This is a genomic window from Micromonospora ferruginea (assembly GCF_013694245.2).
In the GTDB taxonomy this organism is placed as follows: Bacteria; Actinomycetota; Actinomycetes; order Mycobacteriales; family Micromonosporaceae; genus Micromonospora; species Micromonospora robiginosa.
Genome location: NZ_CP059322.2, coordinates 5,304,886 through 5,327,085 on the forward strand (window position 1 = coordinate 5,304,886; position 22,200 = coordinate 5,327,085).

Below are 22,200 nucleotides of genomic sequence, written 5' to 3' on the forward strand. Positions count from 1 at the left end.
AGTGAACTTGACTCAATAGTGCCACGCCGCCGGCAAACCGCAAGTCGAGGTTGAGTCGACTCGGCGCAACCTGACCGTTATTACCGTCCGGTTGTCTTACCTTGCGTCGGTCGGGCACGCTTTAGCGGTGACGACGCATGGCGATCCCGCCACCCGTGCCGGCGCGCCCGCCGTCGCCGCCCGCACCGGAACCGCCGACGGCGAGAACCCGCCCGGCGGAGACGCCTCGGGCCTGCCCGCCGCGCTCGCCGGCCTGCGGTCCGCGATCGACGCGGCTCGCTTCCCGCTGACCCTGCCGTCGGCCGAATCGGCCCGGCACGCCGCCCGCAGCCTCACCGACCAGCTCGACGACTACCTGCTGCCGCGGCTGGCCCGCCTCGACGCCCCGCTGCTCGTGGTGGTCGGCGGCTCCACCGGCGCCGGCAAGTCGACGCTGGTGAACAGCCTGGTCCAGGCCCGGGTCAGCGCGGCCGGCGTGCTCCGCCCGACCACCCGCTCCCCGGTGCTGGTCTGCAACCCGGCCGACGCGGCCTGGTTCCGCCAGGGCGAGCTGCTGCCCGGCCTGACCCGCACCACCGACCCGAGCGAGCAGGCCGGCACCCTGCAACTGGTCACCGCCCCGGCGTTGCCGCCGGGCCTGGCCTTCCTCGACGCCCCCGACATCGACTCGGTGGTCGACGCCAACCGGGCGCTCGCCGGGCAGCTCCTCGCCGCCGCCGACCTGTGGCTGTTCGTCACCACCGCCGCGCGCTACGCCGACGCCGTCCCCTGGGAGCTGCTGCGCAGCGCCCGGGCCCGGGGCACCGCCGTGGCCATGGTGCTCGACCGGGTCCCGCCCGAGGCGGCCGACGAGATCGCCGCCCACCTGTCGCAGATGCTGGCCAGCCAGGAGCTGGGCAGCGCGCCGCTGTTCGTGCTGCCGGAGACCTGGGTGGACGGGCAGGGGCTGCTGCCCGACCGGATGACCGCCCCGCTGAGCGGGTGGTTCGCCCGGCTCGCCGGTGACGCGGAGGCCCGCTCGGCGGTGGTCCGGCAGACGCTCGACGGCGCGCTGGCCGCCCTGCACCCGGTGGTCGAAGGGCTGGCCGACGCCGCCGACGAGCAGGTGGCCGCCGCCGAGGCGCTCGACGAACGGGTCCGGGCCGCCTACCGGGGCGCGGAGCGCACCGTGGACCAGGGGCTGAAGGACGGCCGGCTGCTCCGGGGCGAGGTGCTGGCCCGCTGGCAGGAGTTCATCGGCACCGGCGAGTTCTTCCGCAGCCTGGAGGCACGGATCGGGCGGCTGCGCGACCGGATGGTCGCGGCGGTCACCGGGCGACCGGCCCCGTCCGCGGAGCTGCGCACGGCGATCGAGTCGCAACTGGTCACGCTGCTGCGCGGGGTGGCCGCCGAGGCGGCGGAGAACGCGTACACCGGGTGGAAGGCGCATCCGGCCGGCGCGGCGCTGCTCGAACCGGAGCTGGCGCACGCCTCGGCCGACCTGCCGGCGCGCGCCGAGCAACTGGTCCGCGACTGGCAGCGCGGGGTGCTGGAGCTGGTCCGGGTCGAGGGCGGCGACCGGCGGTTCGTGGCCCGCACGGCCGCGTACGCGGTCAACGCCACCGGTCTGGCCGTCATGATCGGCGTCTTCGCCTCCACCGCGTTCATCCCGACCGGGCTGGAGGTGGCCGCGGGCACCGGAACGGCGGTCGCCGGCCAGACCGTGCTCCAGGCCATCTTCGGCGACCAGGCGGTGCGGAACCTGTCCCGCAAGGCGCGGGTCGACCTGCTCGACCGGGTCGGCGCGTTGATGGCCGAGGAGGCGGCCCGGTTCCTGGCCCGCACCGAGGCCGCGCGACCGGCCACCGACGCCGGCGAGGCGTTGCGACGGGCCGCGGTGACCGTCGAACGGGCCCGGCACCGCAGCGGCCTGTCCGCCGCCGGCGACGCCCCGCTGCTGCCCACCACCGAACAGGACGGCGACCGCCCATGACCAATATCGTGGGACGGGTGCGCGAGGCGCTCCGGGCCGACCAGCGGGTCGACCCGGACGTCCTGATCGCGCGCCTGGAGGCGGTCCAGCGTTTTCTCCGCGCGGTGGACGGCCAGGTGCCGGACGCCCAGTTGGTCGCCGGGCACACGGTGGTCGAGCGGGCCGGTGACCGGCTCGCGCTCTCCGGCCGGCACACCGTGGTCGCCCTGGCCGGCGCCACCGGCAGCGGCAAGTCCAGCCTGTTCAACGCGCTGGCCCGGATGGACCTCTCCCCGGTCGGCGTGCGCCGGCCGACCACCGGCGTGGCCCATGCCTGCGTGTGGGGTCCGCTCGACGGCGCGGTCCGGCTGCTCGACTGGGTGGGCGTGCTGCCCCGGCACCGGTTCGTCCGGGAGAGCCCGCTGGACGGCGACGACGAGTCCACCCTGCACGGTCTGGTCCTGCTGGACCTGCCCGACTTCGACTCGGTGCAGCAGCACCACCGGCTGGAGGTCGACCGGCTGCTCGGCCTGGTCGACCTCGTGGTCTGGGTGGTCGACCCGCAGAAGTACGCCGACCGGGTGATCCACACGAGTTACCTGCGTGAGTTCCACCGGCACAAGGACGTGACCGTGGTGGTGCTCAACCAGGCCGACCGGCTGCACCCGACCGAGCTGCCCACGGTCCTCGACGACCTGCGCCGGCTGCTCGACGCCGACGGGCTGGGCGGGGTGCCGCTGCTGCCCACCGTGGCCACCGACCCGGCCGGGCTGGCCGGGCTGCGGGCCGAGCTGGAACGGACGGTCGCGGAACGGCAGGCCGCCCTGCGCCGGCTCTCCGGGGACGTGGACGCCGTGGTGGCCGATCTGGAACCGCTGGTCGGCCCGGAGCCGCCGCGCACCCGGCCGGGCGACGCCTCGGCGCAGGAGCTGACCCGGGCGCTCGCCGGGGCGGCCGGCGTGCCGACCGTGGCGCAGGCGGTCGAGGGGGCCTACCGGCACCGGGCGGTGAGCAGCACCGGCTGGCCGCTGGTGCGGAGTTGGCGGAAGCTGCGCCCGGATCCGCTGCGCCGGCTGCACCTGCCCGGGCGTGACCCGGAGGCGCCGGCGGAGAGCCTGATCTCGGCCACCTCCGTACCCGATCCGACGGCCGCGCAGCGTTCGTCGCTGCACCTGGCCATCCGGGCGGTGGCCGACCGCTCCAGCACCGACCTGCCGGCGCCCTGGCCGGCTGCGGTGACCGCCGCGGCCCGGTCCCGGCTGACCGACCTGCCGGGCGCGCTGGACCACGCGGTGGCCGCCACCGACCTGGGCATGGACCGACGGCCCGCCTGGTGGCGGGTGGTCGGCGGGATCCAGTGGCTGGTCACGCTCGCCGCGCTGGGCGGGCTGCTCTGGCTGCTCCTGGGCTACGCGCTGCGCTTCCTCGGCCTGCCGCCGCTGGAGCACCCGAGGCTCGGCGAGGTGCCCTGGCCGACCGTGCTGCTGCTGGGCGGCCTGCTGGCCGGGTTGCTGGTCGCGGTGCTGACCCGGCCGGTGGTCGGGTGGGCGGCCCGGCGGGCCCGGCGGCGCGCCGAGCAGCGCCTGCTCACCTCGGTGGGCAGCGTCGGCGAGAAGCACGTGCTGGACCCGGTCTGGGCGGTGCTGGCGCGCTACGGCACGGCGCGGGAGGCGCTGCGGGAGGCCGAGCGGCGCTGAACCCGGCGCGCTGGCCGGTGTGGTGGCCGACCGCGCGGCGTAGGGTCGATGCATGGCCACGCCACAGACCCCTTACGACGCGGTGCTGCACGCCGCGCGCAACGTGACGAGGCTCGACTCCGCGCTGGACGCGGAGATGCTCGGCGCCGCGCTGTTGGGCAGCGTCTACGCCGTCGCCGAGCACGACCGGGAGCAGGCCGTCCGCGAGTTCGTGGCCGGCTTCCTGGCCGCCACGTCTCGCCGGCGCAGCGCCGCCGCGACCACGATCCGCGCCGTCTTCGCCACCCTGGTGCCGGACGCCGAGGGCGCCGCCCGGGTCCGGCCCGGCGCGCTCGCCCCGGCCTGGGCCGGCCAGCTCGGCCGGGTGCGCCTCACCGGCACCTGGGCCTACGGCGACGTGTACGGCGACCAGACCTCCTACCTCGCCACGTTCGCCTACGACGACGAGGAGCAGGGCGGCCCGGAGCACGCCCTGGTGGCCCTCGTCGACCACAACATCGGCATCACCAAGGACGTGTTCGTCGGCGGCCCGGCGGAGCGGATCGTCGAGCAGGCCCGGGAGATCTGCACCGAGGACGAGCTGACCTGGTTCCGCACCGAGGACCCGGCGCGGATGCACGCGGAGGTGAGTCGGCACCTGGCGGTCACCGACGACCTCGGCGAGCTGCCCGCCCAGGGTTCGCTCGCCACCGACCGGGCCCTGGTGGGCGCCCGGCTGGCCGCCCTGCCCGCGCCGGCCCGGCCGGCCGGTCCGACCGTCACGCCGCCGCCGACGGACGAGGAGCGGACCCGGTTGGTGCGCGCCTTCCTCGACGCGCCCGAGGCGAACCGCTTCGGCCTGCCCGAGGTGGCCGACGGCGAGTTGGCCTCCCTGCACTTCTGCCTGGGTCTGCTGCTGGACCACGCGGCGAGCTTCCCGGACGCGGACCCGATGCGGTGGAGCCCGATGGTCGCCGAGCTGTTCCTGCTCGACTGGGTGCACCGCCGTGCCGTGCTCGACATGGACGACGCCGCGATGCTGCCCCGGGTGCTGCGCGCCTGGGCGGCGTATGCGGCCCGGCAGCGAGGGCTGTCGCAGTCCGCGGCTGCCCGGACGGACGAGGCGATCACCGAGATGATCCCGGAGTTCGCCCGGCTCTACAGCACCGGTGAGCGGCGCAGCCCGGCCACCGCGGCGGTGGCGCAGCTCATGGCGGACGGGGTGGACCCGGACGATCCGGAGGCGCTGAACGCCTGGATCGAGGCGAACCGGCACCGGCTCACCGACGACCCCGCCTGACGCGCGCGCCGGCCGGCGGCGAGAGCTGGCGGCCGGCGCAGCCCCGGAGCACCGTGCGTGCGCCCGGGCGGGTCACGCGGGTGTGGCGCTCGGCGTCGCGGACCGGCTCGGTTGCGGAGACCGGCTCGGCTCCGCGGTAGCGGTCGCGGTGGCCGTGGCCGTGGCCGTGGGTGCGGTGGTGGGGCTGGGCGTCGGCGACCCGTCGGGCGGCGTGGTGGTCGGTTCCGGTCCGTCGCTCGGTGTCGGCTCGGACGTGGTGCCGGTGGGCTCGGGCGTGGCGGTGGTGGCGGACGGCTCCGGCGTCGGGCTCGGGGTGACCGGGTCCGACGGGGACGGGGACGGCACCGGGGAGGGTCGCGGCGGTCGGACCGGTGTGGGTCGGCCGGACACGGGCGGCGGCGGGGGTGCGACGGACGGTCGGGACCGGTGGCCGGACCCCAGGTCGCTGTCGTCGGGCAGGGACGGGGCCGCCGGGAGCACCGGTCGCGGGGGTGCGATGGTGGTGACGCCGACCGCCGGCGTGGGCACCGGGAGCGCGGGGCCCTGGGTGGTCTGGGGCAGCGGGATGACCACCGGCCCGACCGAGGGGGTCGGGATGAACCGGGTGCCCGCGTCGGGCAGGGCGCTGTTTCCCACGGACGCCGTGCCGGTGCTGATCGCGGCGAGGATCGGCATCGACGCGGTGCCGGCGAGCAGCGCCACGGTCAGCAGGTAGCCGCGGCTGGGGCCGCCGGCCCCGGGAGACCGGTGCGCGCCGACCACCCGGCGGTAGCGGGTGGTGGACGTCGCCCGGTGCCGGCCGAGGAAGGGAGCACCGGGAGGACCCTCTGGCTCGTACACCGGCACACTCCTCGTACGCGTCGACGGGACGGGCGAGCACGCGCAGATATTGGGACAAATGCCGCGCGATGGCTCCCCGTCAGCTTGGCTCAGTGACGCTCAGTTCACCAGCCGCAACCGCGTGTCGACACACACTTTGTCCGACGGCCCGAGGTGGCGTATCCGACAAAAGCGTCTATGCGTCATGAACCCGATGGAACCTCGCCGGCGGGGGAGGCCATACTGTGGGCCCGCTCACCTCCTCTGCAATCATTCAGGCACGACGGCAACGCAGCCGCCACCTCCGCGCACCCCGCGGCTGGTGCGGAACGGCGCCGGCGCTCCCGGGCCTGGGTCCCCCGACGGACCCCGGCTCACGCCGCGCGGCAACCCTCACCGGGGCTAGGCGCGGTCGCCAGGGACCGACCCGGCAGCAGCCGGGCGGGCGCACGAGGTGCGCGGCTCGGGTCACCCCCGGCGCGGCGCAGACAGACAGGGAGAGACGGATGGCAAAGGGCGACCCCGGGGCCGCCACCCGCAGCAAGCGGGCCGCACCCCGTACCAGGCGCGCCGCCGCGACCGGCGAACCGGAACTCGTACAACTGCTCACCCCCGAGGGTGAGCGGATCGAGACCGCGCTCGGTCCGGACGGGACCGAGTACCGCGTCGACTTCACCGACGACGAGTACCGCGGCCTCTACCGGGACCTCGTCCTGGTCCGCAAGCTCGACGCCGAGGCGACCGCCCTGCAGCGGCAGGGCGAGCTGGGCCTGTGGGCCAGCCTGCTGGGCCAGGAGGCCGCGCAGGTGGGCTCCGGCCGGGCGCTGCGTGCGCAGGACATGGCCTTCCCGACCTACCGGGAGCACGGCGTCCTCTACTGCCGCGGCATCGACCCGATCATGCCGCTCGGCCTGTTCCGCGGCGTCGACCAGGGCGGATGGGACCCGAACGAGTTCAAGTTCAACATGTACACGATCGTGATCGGGGCGCAGACCCTGCACGCGACCGGGTACGCCATGGGCGTCGCGATGGACGGCAAGACCGGCGGCGAGGACGGCGAGGCGGTGATCGCCTACTTCGGTGACGGCGCCACCAGCCAGGGCGACGTCAACGAGGCGTTCGTCTGGGCCAGCGTGTTCAACGCGCCGCTGGTCTTCTTCTGCCAGAACAACCAGTACGCCATCTCCGAGCCGCTGGAGCGCCAGACCCGCGTCCCGCTCTACCGGCGGGCCGGCGGCTTCGGCTTCCCCGGTGTCCGGGTGGACGGCAACGACGTGCTCGCCTCGTACGCGGTGACCCGGCACGCGCTGGACACCGCGCGCAACGGCCAGGGCCCGTCGCTGATCGAGGCGTACACCTACCGGATGGGCGCGCACACCACCTCCGACGACCCGACGCGTTACCGGATCGCCAGCGAGGTCGAGGCCTGGCAGGCCAAGGACCCGATCGCCCGGATGAAGGCGTTCCTGCTCAAGCAGCAGATCGTCGACGAGTCGTTCTTCGCCGAGGTCGACGAGCAGGCCCGCACCGAGTCGGTGCACCTGCGCGAGCGGGTGCTCAACATGCCCGACCCGCAGCCGGTCAGCATGTTCGACCACGTCTACCCGCACGGTTCGGCGGAGCTGGACGAGCAGCGGGCGCGGTTCTCGCAGTACATGGAGTCGTTCGAGGGGAGCGCGCACTGATGGCCACGGAGACGCTCACCCTCGGCAAGGCACTCAACACCGGCCTGCGGCGGGCCCTGGAGAACGACCCCAAGGTCGTCATCATGGGCGAGGACGTCGGCAAGCTCGGCGGCGTGTTCCGCATCACCGACGGCCTGCAGAAGGACTTCGGCGACCAGCGGGTGATCGACACCCCGCTGGCCGAGTCCGGCATCATCGGCACCGCGGTCGGCCTGGCCATCCGTGGCTTCCGGCCGGTCTGCGAGATCCAGTTCGACGGCTTCGTCTACCCGGCGTACGACCAGATCGTGTCGCAGGTGGCGAAGATGCACTACCGCTCGCAGGGCAAGGTGCGGATCCCGATGGTGATCCGGATCCCCTACGGCGGTGGCATCGGCGCGGTCGAGCACCACTCCGAGTCCCCCGAGGCCTACTTCGCGCACACCGCCGGCCTGAAGGTCGTCACCTGCGCGAACCCGCAGGACGCGTACGTGATGATCCAGCAGGCGATCGCGTCGGACGACCCGATCGTGTTCCTGGAGCCGAAGCGGCGCTACTGGGAGAAGGGTCCGGTCGACCTGGACGCCCCGCTCGCCGACGCGTACCCGCTGCACTCCGCGCGGGTCGCCCGGCCCGGCACGGACGCCACCGTGCTGGCGTACGGCCCGATGGTGCGCACCGCGCTGGACGCGGCCACCGCCGCCGCCGAGGACGGCCGTGAGCTGGAGGTCATCGACCTGCGCACGCTGTCGCCGCTGGACCTGACCGCCGCGTACGAGTCGGTGAAGCGCACCGGCCGGTGCGTGGTCGTGCACGAGGCCCCGGGCAACCTCGGCCTCGGCTCGGAGGTCGCGGCCCGGATCACCGAGGAGTGCTTCTACTCTCTGGAGTCCCCGGTGCTGCGGGTGACCGGTTTCGACATCCCCTACCCGGCCGCCCGGGTGGAGGAGGAGTACCTGCCCGACCTCGACCGGGTGCTCGACGCCGTCGACCGCACCTTCGGCTGGTGAGCGCCATGTCACGGGTCAAGGAGTTCAACCTGCCCGACCTGGGCGAGGGCCTGACCGAGGGCGAGATCCTCGCCTGGCTGGTCAAGGTGGGCGACGACATCGAGCTGAACCAGCCGATCGTCGAGGTGGAGACCGCGAAGGCGGCGGTGGAGATCCCGGCGAAGTGGGCCGGGCGGGTGCAGGCGATCTTCCACCCGGAGGGTTCCACGGTCGAGGTCGGCGTGCCGATCATCGCGATCGACACCGACCCGAACGCCGGGCCGCTGGAGCAGTCCACGACCGGCGCGCCGGCCGAGGCGCTGCCGACCCCATCGGCCGCGTCGCTGGCCGCGGTGGAGGTCGCGCCGGCCGAGGGCATGGTCGAGCCGGGCCTGATCGGTGGCGCCGCCCCGGGTGGGCGTACCGCCGTGCTGGTCGGCTACGGCCCGCGCAACGCGCCGGCCAAGCGCCGGCCGCGCAAGGGCGACGTGCCGGCGCAGGCCACGACCCCGGCTCCGGTCGCCCCGCCGCCGGCCGCGCCCGTGCCGGCACCCGCGCCGGCCGTGAACGGCAACGGTCGGGTCTCCGGTCCGGTGCTGGCCAAGCCGCCGGTCCGCAAGCTCGCCAAGGATCTCGGGGTCGACCTGGCCGCGCTGACCGGTTCCGGTCCGCTGGGCTCGATCACCCGCGAGGACGTACAGCGGGCGGCGAGCGCGGCCCCGGCGGCGGCCGAGCCGCTGGCGGTCGCGGCCCCGGCCGCGTCGGCCGCGAGCTTCGGCAGGGACCGCGAGCAGCGCATCCCGGTCAAGGGGGTACGCAAGCTGACCGCGGAGAACATGTCCCGCTCGGCGTTCACCGCCCCGCACGTGACGGAGTTCCTGACCGTCGACGTGACCCGGGCGATGAAGGCGCTGGAGCGGCTGCGCGACCGGCGTGAGTGGCGCGACGTCCGGGTCTCGCCGCTGCTGCTGGTGGCCAAGGCGGTGCTGCTGGCGGTCAAGCGTCACCCGATGGTCAACTCGACCTGGGCCGGCGACGAGATCGTGGTCAAGGAATACGTCAACCTGGGCATCGCGGCGGCCACCGAGCGCGGTCTGATCGTGCCGAACATCAAGGACGCCGGCCGGCTCTCGCTGCATGAGCTGGCAGACGCGATGACCGGCCTGGTGCAGACCGCGAAGGCGGGGAAGACCTCCCCGGCGGACATGTCCGGCGGCACGCTGACCATCACCAACGTCGGCGTCTTCGGCGTCGACACCGGCACGCCGATCCTGCCCCCGGGCGAGTCGGCGATCCTGGCCTTCGGCGCGGTACGCGAGCAGCCGTGGGTGCACAAGGGGAAGGTGAAGCCGCGCCTGGTGACCACGCTCGGCCTCTCCTTCGATCACCGGATCGTCGACGGTGAGCTGGGCTCGAAGTTCCTGCGCGACATCGGGGACTTCCTGGCCGACCCGGAGGCGGCACTGCTCGCCTGGACCTGATCGACCGTTCCGGCGACGGCCGGTGTGCCACGGGTGAACGCCCGGCACACCGGCCGTTGCCGTTGGGTAGCGAAATCGTCGGCTCGATGGGGTTGTGGACCTACGATCCTTAGGCGGGTGGCTCAGCTCACCTTGTAATCGATGGCAATCGGCGGCCTAGTGCGCTTAAATAGAGACATCAAGGGGCTGACAACCGAATAGCCAGGAGGAGAGACCCAAGATGAGCATGATCGAGCGAATCCGCACCCGCCGCGACGCCAACCGCCGGGCCCGTGCCATCGAGCACGCGCTGCGTTCCGCCAACTCGCCCGCGGTCCGCGAGGAGCTTCTCGCCATCGCCCAGCGTCACATGAGCTGACGCCACCGACCTTCCTCACCTCCTCCAGTTCGAAGACCCGCCCGGCACGCCGGGCGGGTCTTCGGCGTTCCGCGTCGTTCGGCACCGGGATTCCACCTCGCCGCACCGCCCGGTACGGTTGGCACGGCCGCCAACCGGCCGCCTCCGGACCGACGCGGGACAGCGAAACTCATCGACGTCGTCCGGTGACTTTCGGTGACGGCAGAGGCTCCCCCGAGCACGCTCCGGCGACCACCGGATACCGTGCGGGGAGCCCGCACGGCCGGTACCCGCCGGCGACGCCGGCAGCCGTGCCGTCGGTACCCGACCGGCACCGGCGGCCGACCTGTGATGGAGGAGGCGCACCCATGACGTCCGAGGCTCCGCACCGCCCCGGCCAGGAGCCGGGCGAGGTGTCGCCGGGCACCGGCGGACCGGTGCCGTACGGCGATCAGCCGGCGCAGCAGGACAACGGGTACCAGGGCACGCCCGACCTCGGCTGGGCCCCGCCCCCGCCGGCCGGTCGGCCCGCCCCGTCGGCCCCGGCCTGGGCCGCGGCGGACGACCAGCCCCCGCCTGGGGCCCGCCCCCGGGTCAGCAGGTCTCCGGCCGGGCCAGCGCCCAGGTGCCCCCGCCCGGCGAGCCGGGCGGTCGCGGCCCGCAGCCCGCCTGGGGCGGGCCCGAGCAGGGCACGCCAGCCTGGGGCGGGCCCGGCCAGGGCGCGCCCGCCTGGGCCGCCGCCGAGCAGGCCGGCCCGGACCGCCCCGGACCGACGCCGCCGACGTGGGCCGCCGCGCCGCCGAACAACCCCGCCGAGCCGGCACCGCCGGCCTGGGCCGCCGCCGAGCAGAACCGCCCCGCCTGGGGCGCGGGCGGCCAGTCCGGCGAGCAGCCCGCCTGGGCACAGCCCGGCGACTCCGGCGCGCGCGGCACCGGCTACGTCCCCGCGCCGGCCACCGTGCCGAACGAGAGCTGGGTCACCCCCGTCGGCCCGGACGACGCCCACCGCTCCGGCGGGTCCACGCCGCAGGGCGACGATGCGACCCACTCCGGTGGCTGGGCCGCCGGCGCCGGCGCGCCGTCGGACGACCCCCACCGCTCCGGCGGCTGGCCCACGCCGCAGGCCGAGAACCGGCCCGGCGGCTGGGACGAGTCCAACCGGGACGACGACCCCAACCGCTCCGGCGGCTGGACCGCGCGTGACCCGCAGCCGGCCTGGGCCCCGCCCGGCCAGCAGGGCAGTGCCACCTGGCCGCCCGCCGACCCGCCCGCCCGGGCAGCCGCCAAGGTCTCCGTGCCGGGCGCCGTCCGCCCGGACCAGGCCTGGTCCACTCCGGAGCAGTCCGACCAGGACGGTCGCTCCGAGGACGACCCGCAGCGCTCCGGCGGCTGGGGTCCGGCCGGCGGGCAGCAGCACGACGACCCGGCGCGCTCCGGCGGTTGGCCCGCGCCGCAGGCCGAGAACCGGCCCGGCGGCTGGGACGAGTCCAACCGGGACGACGACCCCGACCGTTCCGGCGGTTGGGCTGCGGGCGGACGCGCCGGCGCTCCGGCCGAGCCGCCGCAGGCGAACGCCTGGGGCGAGCCGGAGCAGCCCCGGACGACCGGCTGGAACGGCGCCGCGGCCGTACCGCCGCAGCGCGAGCCCGAGCGGCCGGCGGACGAGCCGGCGCAGCCCGGCTGGGGTGCCGCCGAGGCGCCGGCCCGGGCCAGCGCGTCCGTGCCGACCCCCGACGCGTCGACCGGCTGGGGCGGCAACCAGGACGAGCGGCTCCCCGAGCGCCCGTCGGTGCCGGACGCCGAGCCCTGGTCGCCCGCCGAGGCGTGGGGCCGGGCCGACGAGGCCGACCCGGCGCCGTCGCGCGGCTGGCAGCCGGCCGACGACGCCCCGGCCTACCAGCCGGCGCCCGCGCCGGGCATCGCCCCCGGCAACGCGGTGCCGCTGCCCGCGCAGGGCCAGCGCGTGCCGGGCGCCGCCCTGGCCGCCTCGCCGCCCGCCGACCACCCGGCCGCCGCGCAGTTCGGGCCGGCCGAGCGTGAACCCCAGGCGTACGAACCGGAGCGCGGCGACGCCGGCTGGGGCTCCTCGCGGCCCGGCCATGAGGAGCCGCAGTCACCGGCCGGCCCGGTCGTTCCCGGCCCGCGCACCTCGCCCGAGGCGGGCCCGGCCGGCGCGGTCTCGGCCAGCGCCTCGGTGCCGGTGGCCAGCCGGGTCGCTCCGCCCTCCGACCAGCCCGTGCACTCGACCGGCGCCTCGACGCCACAGCCCCGGGTGTACGGCCGGCCGGCCCGACCGGAGCCCGAGGAGACCGACGGCCCGGACGACGCCACCGGCTACCCGAACCAGGACGGCCCGTCCGCCTTCGGTGGATCGCCGTCCCGGTCGGACGACGCACACGGCTACCCGGGCCCGGACGGCCCGCCCGCCTTCGGTGGCCCGCAGTCCCGGTCGGACGAGCACGGCTACCCCGGCCAGGACGGTCCGGCCGGCTTCGGCGGCCAGTCCCGGTCGGACGAGCACGGTTACCCCGGCCAGGACGGCCCGGCCGGCTTCGGCGGCCCGCAGTCCCGTCCGGACGACGACGAACCGCGTGGCTACGCCGAGCCGTCGTCGCCGGCCGGCCCGTCGCCGTTCCCGGTCGGCGTGCCGTCCTTCGTCGACCCGCCCGGCAACAACCGTCCCGCCAACGGCGTGCACCCGCACGACGGCGAGCAGGCCGGCGGACCGCGTGACCCGTTCGGCTCGCCGGGCGGTCCGCAGAACCCGTACGGGGGCCCCGGCGGTCAGCAGGACGCGTTCCACGGGTCCGCCGGTCGCCCCGACCCGTTCGGTGGTCCCGGCGGCCAGCGGGACTCGTACGGTCCGTCGGCCGGCGGGCGCGCCTCGGTCGCCGTACCCGGTCAGGGTCCCGGGGGTGAGCCGGGCGGCTTCCCGCCCGCCTTCCCGCCGTCGCCGCAGCAGGCACCGCCGGCCTGGTCGGACGGGCCGTCCGGCGAGTCGGACCAGGGGCGCTTCGACGCGTTCAAGCCGGATGCGGAGCCGCAGACGGAGGCGCCCGCGCCGAAGGTACGCAACGGTCGGGTGCTGGCCGCCGTGCTGGTCGCGGCCGTGCTCATCCTCGCCGTGCCGCTCGGCCTGCTCGCGCTGCTCGGCAAGATCAACGGCGACGACAAGCCGGCGGGCTTCGACCCGGCGGTCGGCTCGTGCATCAAGCAGTCCGGCTCGACCGCCGTGGCCACGGACTGCGGCCAGCCGGGCGCGTTCACCATCGTGTCGAAGGTGGACAACAAGGACAAGTGCGCCGACCTGGCCCAGCCCACGGTCGTCCTCCAGGGCGGCGGCACCAACCGGGTGCTCTGCCTGAAGCCGGCCGGCCAGTAACGCCTCCGCGAAGCGCCCGTCCCCAGCCCGGGGGGCGGGCGCTTCGTGATGTCGTGTGCGGCTCTTCACCCGGCGGTCCCCGGGCCGTGGGACGGGAGGGTGCGGCACGATGGAGGCATGACTCCCCGAGTGCGCGCCCCCGAGCTGCGCGGCCGAGCCTGGCTGAACACCGGCGGGAAGGCCCTCACGCTGGCCGACCTGCGGGGCAAGATCCTTCTGCTGGACTTCTGGACCTTCTGCTGCATCAACTGCCTGCACGTGCTCGACGAGCTGCGCCCGCTGGAGGAGAAGTACGGCGACGTGCTGGTGGTGGTCGGCGTGCACTCGCCGAAGTTCGAGCACGAGAAGGACCCGGACGCGCTGGCCGCGGCCGTCGAGCGGTACGGCGTGCACCACCCGGTGCTCGACGACCCCGAGATGGACATGTGGCAGCAGTACGCGGCGAAGGCCTGGCCGACGCTCTCGGTGGTCGACCCCGAGGGGTACGTGGTGGCCACCATGGCCGGCGAGGGACACGCCGAGGGGCTGGCCCGGCTGATCGACGACCTGATCGCCACGCACGAGGCGAAGGGCACCCTGCACCGGGGCGAAGGCCCGTACGTGCCGCCGGCCGAGCCGGAGACGGCGCTGCGCTTCCCGGGCAAGGCGGTCGCGCTGGACGGCGGCAACCTGCTGGTCTCCGACTCGGCCCGGCACTCCCTGGTCGAGGTGGCCGCGGACGGGGAGACGGTGCTCCGCCGGATCGGTGCGGGCGGGCGGGGCCGGACCGACGGCCCGGCGACCGCCGCCACCTTCGCCGAGCCGCAGGGGCTCTGCCTGCTGCCCCCGCACGTCGCCGAGGTGGCCGGCTACGACGTGGTCGTCGCGGACACGGTCAACCACCTGCTGCGCGGCGTACGACTGTCCGTCGGCGAGGTGGTCACGGTGGCCGGCACCGGCCGGCAGTGGCGCTCGACGGTCGACGACCACGCGCACGACGCCCGCGCCGTCGACCTCTCCTCCCCCTGGGACGTGGCCTGGTACGACGACCGGGTGGTCGTGGCGATGGCCGGCATCCACCAGCTCTGGTGGTTCGACCCGATCAAGCGGACCGCCGGCATGTACGCCGGCACCACGGTCGAGGCGCTGCGGGACGGTCCGCTGGCGGACGCCTGGATGGCCCAGCCCTCCGGGCTGTCGGTCTCGGCCGACGGCTCCCGCCTCTGGGTGGCCGACAGCGAGACCAGCGCGATCCGCTGGGTCGCCGACGGCGAGATGCACACCGCCGTCGGTCAGGGGCTGTTCGACTTCGGCCACGTCGACGGGCCGGCCGACCAGGCGCTGCTCCAGCATCCGCTGGGCGTGTGCGCGCTGCCCGACGGGTCGGTGCTGATCGCGGACACGTACAACGGCGCGGTGCGCCGCTTCGACCCGGAGACCGGCCAGGTCGGCACCGTGGCGGACGGCCTGGCCGAGCCGAGCGACCTGGTGGTCACCGCCGAGGGCGACGTGCTGGTGGTGGAGTCGGCCGCGCACCGGCTGACCCGGCTGGCGCCGGGTGCGCTGACCGCCGCCGGGGCGAACACGGTGGCCGGGCCGCGGCACCGGCTGGAGCGCAAGCCGACCGACGTGACGGCCGGCGAGCTGACGTTGGACGTGATCTTCACGCCGGCGCCGGGGCAGAAGCTGGACGACACGTACGGGCCGTCGACCCGGCTGGTGGTCTCCGCGTCCCCGCCGGAGCTGCTGGTGGAGGGGGCGGGGACGACCACCGACCTGTCCCGCCGGCTGGTGGTCAGCGGGGACGTGGCGCAGGGCGTGTTGCAGGTGACCGCCCAGGCGGCGACCTGCGACGCCGACGTGGAGCACGCCGCCTGCCACCTGACCCGCCAGGACTGGGGCGTACCGGTCCGGGTGGTCCCCACCGGCGCCACCCGCCTGCCCCTGGTGCTGCGCGGCCTGGACGAGTGAGTGTTAAAAGGGGCCCCCGGTTATGCAGAATGCGTTAAGCGGGGGCCCCTCCTTTCACGCGAACGGAGTGAGCGTGACCCCCGCGTCGACCAACGCGGCCCGCACCAGCTCCGCGCACCGCACCGCGCCCGGCGTGTCCCCGTGCAGGCAGATCGACTCGACCGGGCAGGGCACCACGCTGCCGTCCACGGCGACAACGGTCCGCGAGACGGCCATCCGAACCGCCCGGACGGCGACCTGGTCGGGGTCGGTGACCAGCGCGTCCGGGGCGCCACGGGGCACCAGCGTGCCGTTGGGCAGGTAGTTGCGGTCGGCGAAGCCCTCGGCCACCACCTGCAGGCCGGCGCCGGCCGCGAGCTGGGCGAGCACCGTGCCGGGCTGGCAGAGCACCGGCAGCTCGTGGTCGTACCCGCTGATCGCCGCCACCAGCGCGGCGGCCTGCGCCTCGTCGCACGCGGCCGCGTGGTAGAGCGCGCCGTGCGGCTTCAGGTAGCGCACCCGGGTGCGGTAGAGCCGGCAGAACGCGTCGAGCGCACCGAGCTGGTAGATCGTCTCGTCGCGCAGCTCGGCGAAGTCGTAGGCGATGTGCCGGCGGCCGAAGCCGGCGAGATCCCGGTAGCCGACCTGCGCGCCGACCGCGACGCCCCGCTCGGCGGCGGCGGCGCAGACCCGGTGCATGGTCGCCGCGTCACCGGCGTGGAAGCCACAGGCCACGTTGGCGGAGCTGATCAGCCCGAGCAGCGCCTCGTCGTCGCCGAGCCGCCAGCTCCCGAATCCCTCGCCGAGGTCAGCGTTGAGGTCCATGGAATCTGACCGTAGTCCCTGGCCGGGCCTGGGCGAGCGGGGTAACGTCGTCCACCACCCCGAGGACCGGGTAGCCGCCGGTGGTGGGGTGGTCGGCCAGGAACACCAGCGGTTGGCCGTCCGGCGGCACCTGCACCGCGCCCAGCACCAGGCCCTCGCTCGGCAGTTCGCCGGCCACCGCGCGGGGCAGGGCGGCGCCGGCGAGCCGCGCGCCGACCCGGTTGCTGGCCGGGGTGACCGTGTACGCGGCGCGGCACAGCAGGTCGACCGCTTCGGGGGTGAACCAGTCCCGCCGGGGGCCGGGTCGCACGGTCAACCGCACCTCGGCCGGCACCGGCGGGCCGACGGTGAGGTCGACCGGGGCGGGCGGTCCGGTCGGGGCGCCGAGCGGCAGCCGGTCGGTGTCGCGCAGCGGCGGCGGGCCGAGGCCGGAGAGCGTGTCGGTGGACCGGCTGCCGAGCACCGGCTCGACCGCGATCCCGCCGCTGACGGCCAGCCAGGTCCGCACGCCGACGCGGGCCGGCCCGATCCGCAGCACCGCCCCGGCCGGCAGCGACAGCGGTCGCCCCACGTCCCCGGGCCGCCGAATACGCCCGGCAGGCGGCTCGGCATCGCCGGCCACCGCCCTCGGGCCGGGGCGGGCCGACGCCGGACCGAGGCGGGCCGACGCCGGACCGAGGCGGGCCGACGCCGGACCGAGGCGGGCCGACGCCGGGCCGACCGGGTCTCGTTCGGGCCGACCGGTGGTCGACCCGGGGCGAGTTGGGTGCTCGACGTACACGTCGACGGGGGCGCCGGTGAGCGCGACGGTGACCGCCCGGGTGACCCGCAGCACGCAGCCGGTCAGCGTGATCTCCAGGCCGGCGGCCTGCTCCGGGTTGCCGACGAGCCGGTTGGCCAGGCGCAGCGCGGCCGGGTCGAGCGCGCCGGAGCGCGGGACGCCGAGGTGGGCCCAGCCGGGCCGGCCCTGGTCCTGGACGGTGGTGAGCGCGCCCGCGCGCAGCACCTCGATCACGACGCCGGCACCAGCCGGACCGGGGTGCCGGGGGTGAGCCGGGCCGGCGGGTCGGCGTGCACGTCGAAGAGGACCATCTCGGTCCGCCCCACCAGCAGCCAGCCGCCGGGCGACGCGGCGGGGTAGATGCCCGCGTACGGGCCGGCGAGCGCGACCGAGCCGGCCGGCACCCGGGTACGCGGGGTGGCGAGCCTCGGCACGGCCAGCTCCGGCGGCAGCCCGGCGAGGTACGCGAACCCGGGTGCGAAGCCGCAGAACGCGACCCGGAACCGGGTACGCCGCAGCCGGTCGACCACGGTCGGCACGTCCACGCCCCAGTGCTCGGCGACGGCGGGCAGGTCCGCACCGTCGTACACGGTGGGCACCCGGACCTCGGCGGCGTCGGCGCCGGCGGCGGTGGCCCGGGGGTGCCAGCCGGCGATCCGGGCGGCGGTCGTCTCCGGGTCGGGCACGCCGTCGAGCAGCACGGTGAGCGCGGCCGGGACGATGTCGACGGCGGCCAGGTCGCCGGCCGCCCGGCGGCGCCACAGCTCGGCGCGCCACGCCTCGACCTGCTCGGCGTCGTCGCAGTCGAGCAGCAGGGCGTGCGCGCCGACGGGCCGGATCCGCATCCGGTCATCCTCGCGCCGTCCGGCGTGACGGTCCACACTACTTGCAAGTAACCTACGGTGTCGTAACCTGATGTCGTGACCACCTCCGCACCGCTCCGGCTCCGGCCGGTCGACATCGGAAAGCCGCGCATGCGCGGCTGGCTCCACGCGTACGCGTTCTTCGTCGCGCTCGTCTGCGGCATCGTGCTGTGTTCGATCGCCGCCACCCGGCCCGGGTGGGCGCCGCTGGTGAGCTGCCTGATCTACAGCCTCACCGTGTGCGGGCTCTTCGGCACCAGCGCGCTCTACCACCGGCGGGTCTGGTCCGAGCGCGGCTACCAGATCATGCGCCGGATGGACCACTCGATGATCTTCGTGTTCATCGCCGGCACCTACACGCCGTTCTGCGCGCTGCTGCTGGACACCCGGCACGCCACGATCATGCTCGGCCTGGTCTGGGGCGGCGCGCTGGCCGGCGTCGCGGTCAAGATGATCTGGCCGCACGCGCCGCGCTGGGTCTCCGCGCCGCTCTACCTGGCGCTCGGCTGGGTGGCGGTGGCGATGCTCCCGGAGATCCTGCACGTCGGCGGCGTCACCGCGCTGGTGCTGCTGAGCGTGGGCGGGGCGATCTACAGCGTGGGCGCGGTGTTCTACGCGCTGCGCCGGCCGAACCCGTGGCCCACCGTCTTCGGCCACCACGAGTTCTTCCACGCGTGCACGCTGGTCGCCGCGATCTGCCACCACATCGCGATCTACTTCGCGTTGTTCGCCTGAACCGGCCGCGACGACACCCGGACATGCACGAGGGCCCCGCGCCGTTGCGGGGCCCTCGGGTCTGCGGGGTGTGGGTCAGGCCGGGTAGCCCGTGCCCGGACGGCGCACCTCGCGGTACTCCTCGCGCACGACCCGGTCGCCCTGCACCGGCACCACCGGCTCCGCGACGACCTGCTCGCGCACCGGTGCGGCGACCACGCGGCGGCGGCTGTTCCAGAAGTAGAGCGTGGTGAGCAGGCCGGCGAGCCCGGCGAGCATGAGCACCCAGCCCACCACGTTGAGGTTCAGCCATCCCAGGTTGGCGTCGACGGCGAACGCGAAGATCGCGCCGACCGCGATGAGGAAGATGCTGGCACCGATGCCCATGACGTCGCCTCCTTGGCGTCCTGCTGGCGTTTGCCCGCCGCGGCCATGGATGAGGTAGCGGCACGCATCGACATACCCAGGCGCTCTGATCGTCAATCAGGCAAGCTGGGCGCATGACGGACGGCAGGAACGGCCAGCGGACATTGGTGCTGCTGCGGCACGCCAAGGCCGAACAGTCCCCGGACGCCCCGGACGCCGAGCGGCCGCTGACCGCCCGGGGCCACGCCGACGCCGCCGCGGCCGGCGCCTGGCTGGCCCGGCACGAACTGCTGCCCGACGTGGTGCTCTGCTCGCCGGCCCGGCGCACCCGGCAGACCTGGCACGGCGTGGCGATGGGCATGACGGGGTCACCCGCCGAGGGCGGCCCGGCCGGTTCGACCCCGGCCGTGCGGTACGAGCCGACCGCGTACGAGGCGCACCCGGACGAGTTGCTGGAACTGGTGCGGTCGGTCGACCCGGCGGCCGGCACGGTGCTGCTGATCGCGCACAACCCGGGCATCTCGCTGCTGTCGGCGCTGCTCGACCCGGACCGAGCGGACCCGGACGGCCTGCGCACCACCGACATCGCGGTGCACCGCCCCGCCACCCCCTGGCCCACCCTCACCCACACCCCTCTCCTCACCCGCCACACCGCCCGCGGCTGAGGTGAAAGGAGGGGCCCCCGCTTAACGCATTCGGTAGAGGAGGGGGCCCCTGTTAACAACTCGGGGTCAGGACGGCGGGGCCGTCGGCGGCGGCGGGTCGGGCGGGGGCGGCATCATCGCGGTCGGGTGCGAGAGCCGGTTCTCCTCCACGATGAGGGTGCGGGCCCGCTTGCGGCGGTCCTGCCAGAACCACAGCGTGGTCAGCAGGACGCCCAGCCCGGCCAGGATGAAGACCCAGCCGACCGCGCGCAGGTCGATCCACCAGACGTTGGCCCGGATGGCGAAGGTCATGATCGCGCCGAGCGCGATGAGAAAGATGGCGCTGCCAATGCCCATGTGCGCTGCACTCCCCCGTGCGATGGCCCTTGGGCGTGCTCCGGTCGTGGTCCGCGACGGTTACCCGCCCACCGGCGCGCCTATCCACCTGTGAGCCACCAACGACGACGGCCGGCGGGATGTCGTCCGCCGGCCGTCGTCGTGAGGGGGAGAATGATGCTTCAGGGGAGGATCACCCCGGAAGGGGTCAGAACGCCTCCTCCGGGAGGTCCATGATCTCCAGGTCGGCACCCTCGATGATCCGCCGGTCCGCGCCGATACGGGGCAGCACCTCGCGGGCGAAGAACCGGGCGGCGGCCACCTTGCCGGTGTAGAACGCCTTGTCGGTGGCGGAGACCTCGCCGGCCAGCGCCTTGAGCGCCACGTCCGCCTGCTTCTGCAGCAGCCAGCCGACCACCAGGTCGCCGATCGCCAGCAGGAACCGGCGGCTGCCCAGGCCGACCTTGTAGAGCGCGCGGGCGTCGCCGGCCTGGGCCTCGCCCAGCCAGCCGGTCATCACGCCGAGGATGTTCTGGATCTCGCCGAGCGCCTTGCCGAGCGCCTGGCGCTCCTCCTTGAGCTGGCCGTTGCCGGCCTCGGAGGTGATGTGCTCCTGGATCTCGCCGGCGACCGCCATCAGGGCCTTGCCGTTGTCCCGGACGATCTTCCGGAAGATCAGGTCGAGGCTCTGGATGGCCGTGGTGCCCTCGTAGAGGGTGTCGATCTTGGCGTCCCGGACGTACTGCTCCAGCGGGTAGTCCTGGAGGAAGCCGGAGCCGCCGTACGTCTGCAGCGACTCGTGGCCGAGCAGCTCGTACGCCCGCTCCGAGCCGACGCCCTTGACCAGCGGCAGGAGCAGGTCGTTGACCCGCTTGGCCAGCTTGGTGGCCTTCTCGTCACCGGCCGCCTCGGCGATCGCGACCTTGTCCTGCCAGCTCGCGGTGTAGCAGACCAGCGCGCGCAGGCCCTCGGCGTACGACTTCTGCAGGAGCAGCGAGCGGCGCACGTCCGGGTGGTGGGTGATGGTCACCCGGGGGGCGGTCTTGTCGGCCTGCTGGATGAGGTCGGCGCCCTGCACCCGGTTCTTGGCGTACTCCAGCGCGTTCAGGTAGCCGGTGGAGAGCGTGGCGATGGCCTTGGTGCCGACCATCATCCGGGCGTACTCGATGATCATGAACATCTGGCGGATGCCGTCGTGCTTGTCGCCGAGCAGCCAGCCCTTGGCCGGCACACCGTGCTCGCCGAAGGTCACCTCGCAGGTGTTGGAGACCTTCAGGCCCATCTTGTGCTCGACGTTGGTGGCGAAGACGCCGTTGCGCTCGCCCAGCTCGCCGGTCTCGCCGTCGAAGTGGAACTTCGGCACGACGAAGAGGGACAGGCCCTTGGTGCCGGGGCCGCCCACGCCCTCCACGCCGACCGGGCGGGCCAGCACGTAGTGCACGATGTTGTCGCTCAGGTCGTGCTCACCGGAGGTGATGAAGCGCTTGACGCCCTCGATGTGCCAAGTGCCGTCCGGCTGCTGGACCGCCCGGGTGCGGCCGGCGCCCACGTCCGAGCCGGCGTCCGGCTCGGTGAGCACCATGGTCGAGCCCCACTGCTTCTCGATGAACAGCCGGGCCCACTTCTTCTGCTCCTCGTTGCCCTCGACGTGCAGCACGTGCGCGAAGGAGGGGCCGGAGGCGTACATCCAGACCGGGGCGTTGGCGCCGAGCACCAGCTCGGCGAGCGACCACCAGAGGGCGCGCGGGGCGTTCGTGCCGCCGAGCGCCTCGGGCAGGTCGAGGCGCCAGAACTCGGAGTCCATGAACGCCTGGTAGGACTTCTTGAACGACTCCGGCAGCGGCGCGGTGTGCGTCGCCGGGTCGAACACCGGCGGGTTGCGGTCGCTGTCCGTGTAGCTGGCGGCCAGGTCCTCGCGGGCCAGGCGGTCGACCTCGGAGAGGAAGCTGCGGGCGGTGTCGACGTCCAGATCCGTGTACGGCTCCTGGCCGAACGTCCGGTCCGCCCCGAATACCTCGAACAGGTTGAACTCGAGGTCCCGAAGGTTGCTCTTGTAGTGGGTCATGCTCGCTGGCCCCGCTTCCGGACAGGTGTTACCGATCAGTAACTCCAGACTGTATTACTCGCCGGTAGGCAACGACAA

18 protein-coding genes are annotated in these 22,200 nt (G+C 74.7%); 11 read left to right on the forward strand and 7 right to left on the reverse strand.

The annotated features are described in order from the left end of the window. The first annotated feature begins 127 nt into the window (after positions 1 to 127). Genes H1D33_RS23475 through H1D33_RS23485 form a run of 3 tightly spaced genes read left to right on the forward strand, consistent with a single transcriptional unit; the run spans position 128 to position 4,927 of the window. The gene (locus tag H1D33_RS23475) at positions 128 to 1,972 is read left to right on the forward strand and encodes a P-loop NTPase family protein (RefSeq protein ID WP_181571100.1); all 1,845 of its coding nucleotides are present in this window, start codon (positions 128 to 130) and stop codon (positions 1,970 to 1,972) included. Continuing rightward, positions 1,969 to 3,648: a GTPase gene (locus tag H1D33_RS23480; protein ID WP_181571099.1), complete on the forward strand. Its 1,680-nt coding sequence runs from the start codon at positions 1,969 to 1,971 to the stop codon at positions 3,646 to 3,648. The genes H1D33_RS23475 and H1D33_RS23480 overlap by 4 nt, the downstream gene beginning before the upstream one ends. 52 nt (positions 3,649 to 3,700) lie before the next feature. After that, a complete protein-coding gene (locus H1D33_RS23485) occupies positions 3,701 to 4,927 on the forward strand; it encodes a hypothetical protein (RefSeq protein ID WP_181571098.1) in 1,227 nt (408 codons plus the stop codon). 72 nt (positions 4,928 to 4,999) lie between these two features. On the opposite strand, the gene H1D33_RS23490 is transcribed toward H1D33_RS23485, so the two are convergent. After that, positions 5,000 to 5,767 (reverse strand): hypothetical protein, encoded by a 768-nt coding sequence (locus tag H1D33_RS23490; RefSeq protein ID WP_181571097.1) that lies wholly within the window; start codon positions 5,765 to 5,767, stop codon positions 5,000 to 5,002. 485 nt (positions 5,768 to 6,252) lie between these two features. On the opposite strand from H1D33_RS23490, the gene pdhA reads away from it, so the two are divergent. From pdhA to H1D33_RS23520, 6 genes are all read left to right on the forward strand, one after another. Then, positions 6,253 to 7,431, forward strand: coding sequence for a pyruvate dehydrogenase (acetyl-transferring) E1 component subunit alpha (gene pdhA / locus H1D33_RS23495; RefSeq protein ID WP_181571096.1), 1,179 nt, complete (start codon positions 6,253 to 6,255; stop codon positions 7,429 to 7,431). Then, positions 7,431 to 8,420: an alpha-ketoacid dehydrogenase subunit beta gene (locus H1D33_RS23500; protein ID WP_181571095.1), complete on the forward strand. Its 990-nt coding sequence runs from the start codon at positions 7,431 to 7,433 to the stop codon at positions 8,418 to 8,420. Before pdhA ends, H1D33_RS23500 begins: the two co-directional genes overlap by 1 nt. 5 nt (positions 8,421 to 8,425) lie before the next feature. After that, positions 8,426 to 9,880, forward strand: a complete 1,455-nt coding sequence (locus tag H1D33_RS23505) for a dihydrolipoamide acetyltransferase family protein (protein ID WP_181572615.1) — start codon at positions 8,426 to 8,428, stop codon at positions 9,878 to 9,880. A gap of 220 nt (positions 9,881 to 10,100) precedes the next feature. Beyond that, positions 10,101 to 10,238, forward strand: coding sequence for a hypothetical protein (locus H1D33_RS23510; RefSeq protein WP_013283356.1), 138 nt, complete (start codon positions 10,101 to 10,103; stop codon positions 10,236 to 10,238). A gap of 604 nt (positions 10,239 to 10,842) precedes the next feature. Continuing rightward, positions 10,843 to 13,599, forward strand: a complete 2,757-nt coding sequence (locus H1D33_RS23515) for an LppU/SCO3897 family protein (protein ID WP_246411912.1) — start codon at positions 10,843 to 10,845, stop codon at positions 13,597 to 13,599. A gap of 117 nt (positions 13,600 to 13,716) precedes the next feature. Further along, positions 13,717 to 15,549, forward strand: a complete 1,833-nt coding sequence (locus tag H1D33_RS23520) for an NHL domain-containing thioredoxin family protein (protein ID WP_181571094.1) — start codon at positions 13,717 to 13,719, stop codon at positions 15,547 to 15,549. 54 nt (positions 15,550 to 15,603) lie between these two features. On the opposite strand, the gene H1D33_RS23525 is transcribed toward H1D33_RS23520, so the two are convergent. Genes H1D33_RS23525 through H1D33_RS23540 form a run of 3 tightly spaced genes read right to left on the reverse strand, consistent with a single transcriptional unit; the run spans position 15,604 to position 17,979 of the window. Beyond that, positions 15,604 to 16,353 carry a LamB/YcsF family protein gene (locus tag H1D33_RS23525; RefSeq protein ID WP_181571093.1) on the reverse strand — a complete coding sequence of 250 codons (750 nt, stop codon included), beginning with the start codon at positions 16,351 to 16,353 and terminating at the stop codon, positions 15,604 to 15,606. After that, positions 16,337 to 17,368 (reverse strand): 5-oxoprolinase subunit C family protein, encoded by a 1,032-nt coding sequence (locus tag H1D33_RS23530; protein ID WP_246411910.1) that lies wholly within the window; start codon positions 17,366 to 17,368, stop codon positions 16,337 to 16,339. The genes H1D33_RS23525 and H1D33_RS23530 overlap by 17 nt, the downstream gene beginning before the upstream one ends. Next, a complete protein-coding gene (locus H1D33_RS23540) occupies positions 17,365 to 17,979 on the reverse strand; it encodes a 5-oxoprolinase subunit B family protein (protein ID WP_181571092.1) in 615 nt (204 codons plus the stop codon). Before H1D33_RS23540 ends, H1D33_RS23530 begins: the two co-directional genes overlap by 4 nt. Positions 17,980 to 18,054: 75 nt before the next feature. Here H1D33_RS23540 and trhA point away from each other — a divergent pair, with 75 nt between their 5' ends. Continuing rightward, the gene (gene trhA, locus H1D33_RS23545; RefSeq protein WP_181571091.1) at positions 18,055 to 18,732 is read left to right on the forward strand and encodes a PAQR family membrane homeostasis protein TrhA; all 678 of its coding nucleotides are present in this window, start codon (positions 18,055 to 18,057) and stop codon (positions 18,730 to 18,732) included. Between the two features lie 75 nt (positions 18,733 to 18,807). Here trhA and H1D33_RS23550 read toward each other — a convergent pair whose 3' ends face one another. Next, a complete protein-coding gene (locus H1D33_RS23550; protein WP_181571090.1) occupies positions 18,808 to 19,098 on the reverse strand; it encodes a DUF6458 family protein in 291 nt (96 codons plus the stop codon). A 113-nt stretch (positions 19,099 to 19,211) separates the two neighbouring features. Between H1D33_RS23550 and H1D33_RS23555 the strand changes: the two genes are divergently transcribed. Continuing rightward, entirely contained in the window at positions 19,212 to 19,742 is a 531-nt protein-coding gene (locus tag H1D33_RS23555; protein WP_181571089.1) for a SixA phosphatase family protein, read from the forward strand. Between the two features lie 66 nt (positions 19,743 to 19,808). On the opposite strand, the gene H1D33_RS23560 is transcribed toward H1D33_RS23555, so the two are convergent. Next, a complete protein-coding gene (locus H1D33_RS23560; protein WP_013283345.1) occupies positions 19,809 to 20,078 on the reverse strand; it encodes a DUF6458 family protein in 270 nt (89 codons plus the stop codon). A 187-nt stretch (positions 20,079 to 20,265) separates the two neighbouring features. After that, positions 20,266 to 22,122 carry an acyl-CoA dehydrogenase gene (locus H1D33_RS23565; RefSeq protein ID WP_181571088.1) on the reverse strand — a complete coding sequence of 619 codons (1,857 nt, stop codon included), beginning with the start codon at positions 22,120 to 22,122 and terminating at the stop codon, positions 20,266 to 20,268. Positions 22,123 to 22,200 lie beyond the last annotated feature (78 nt).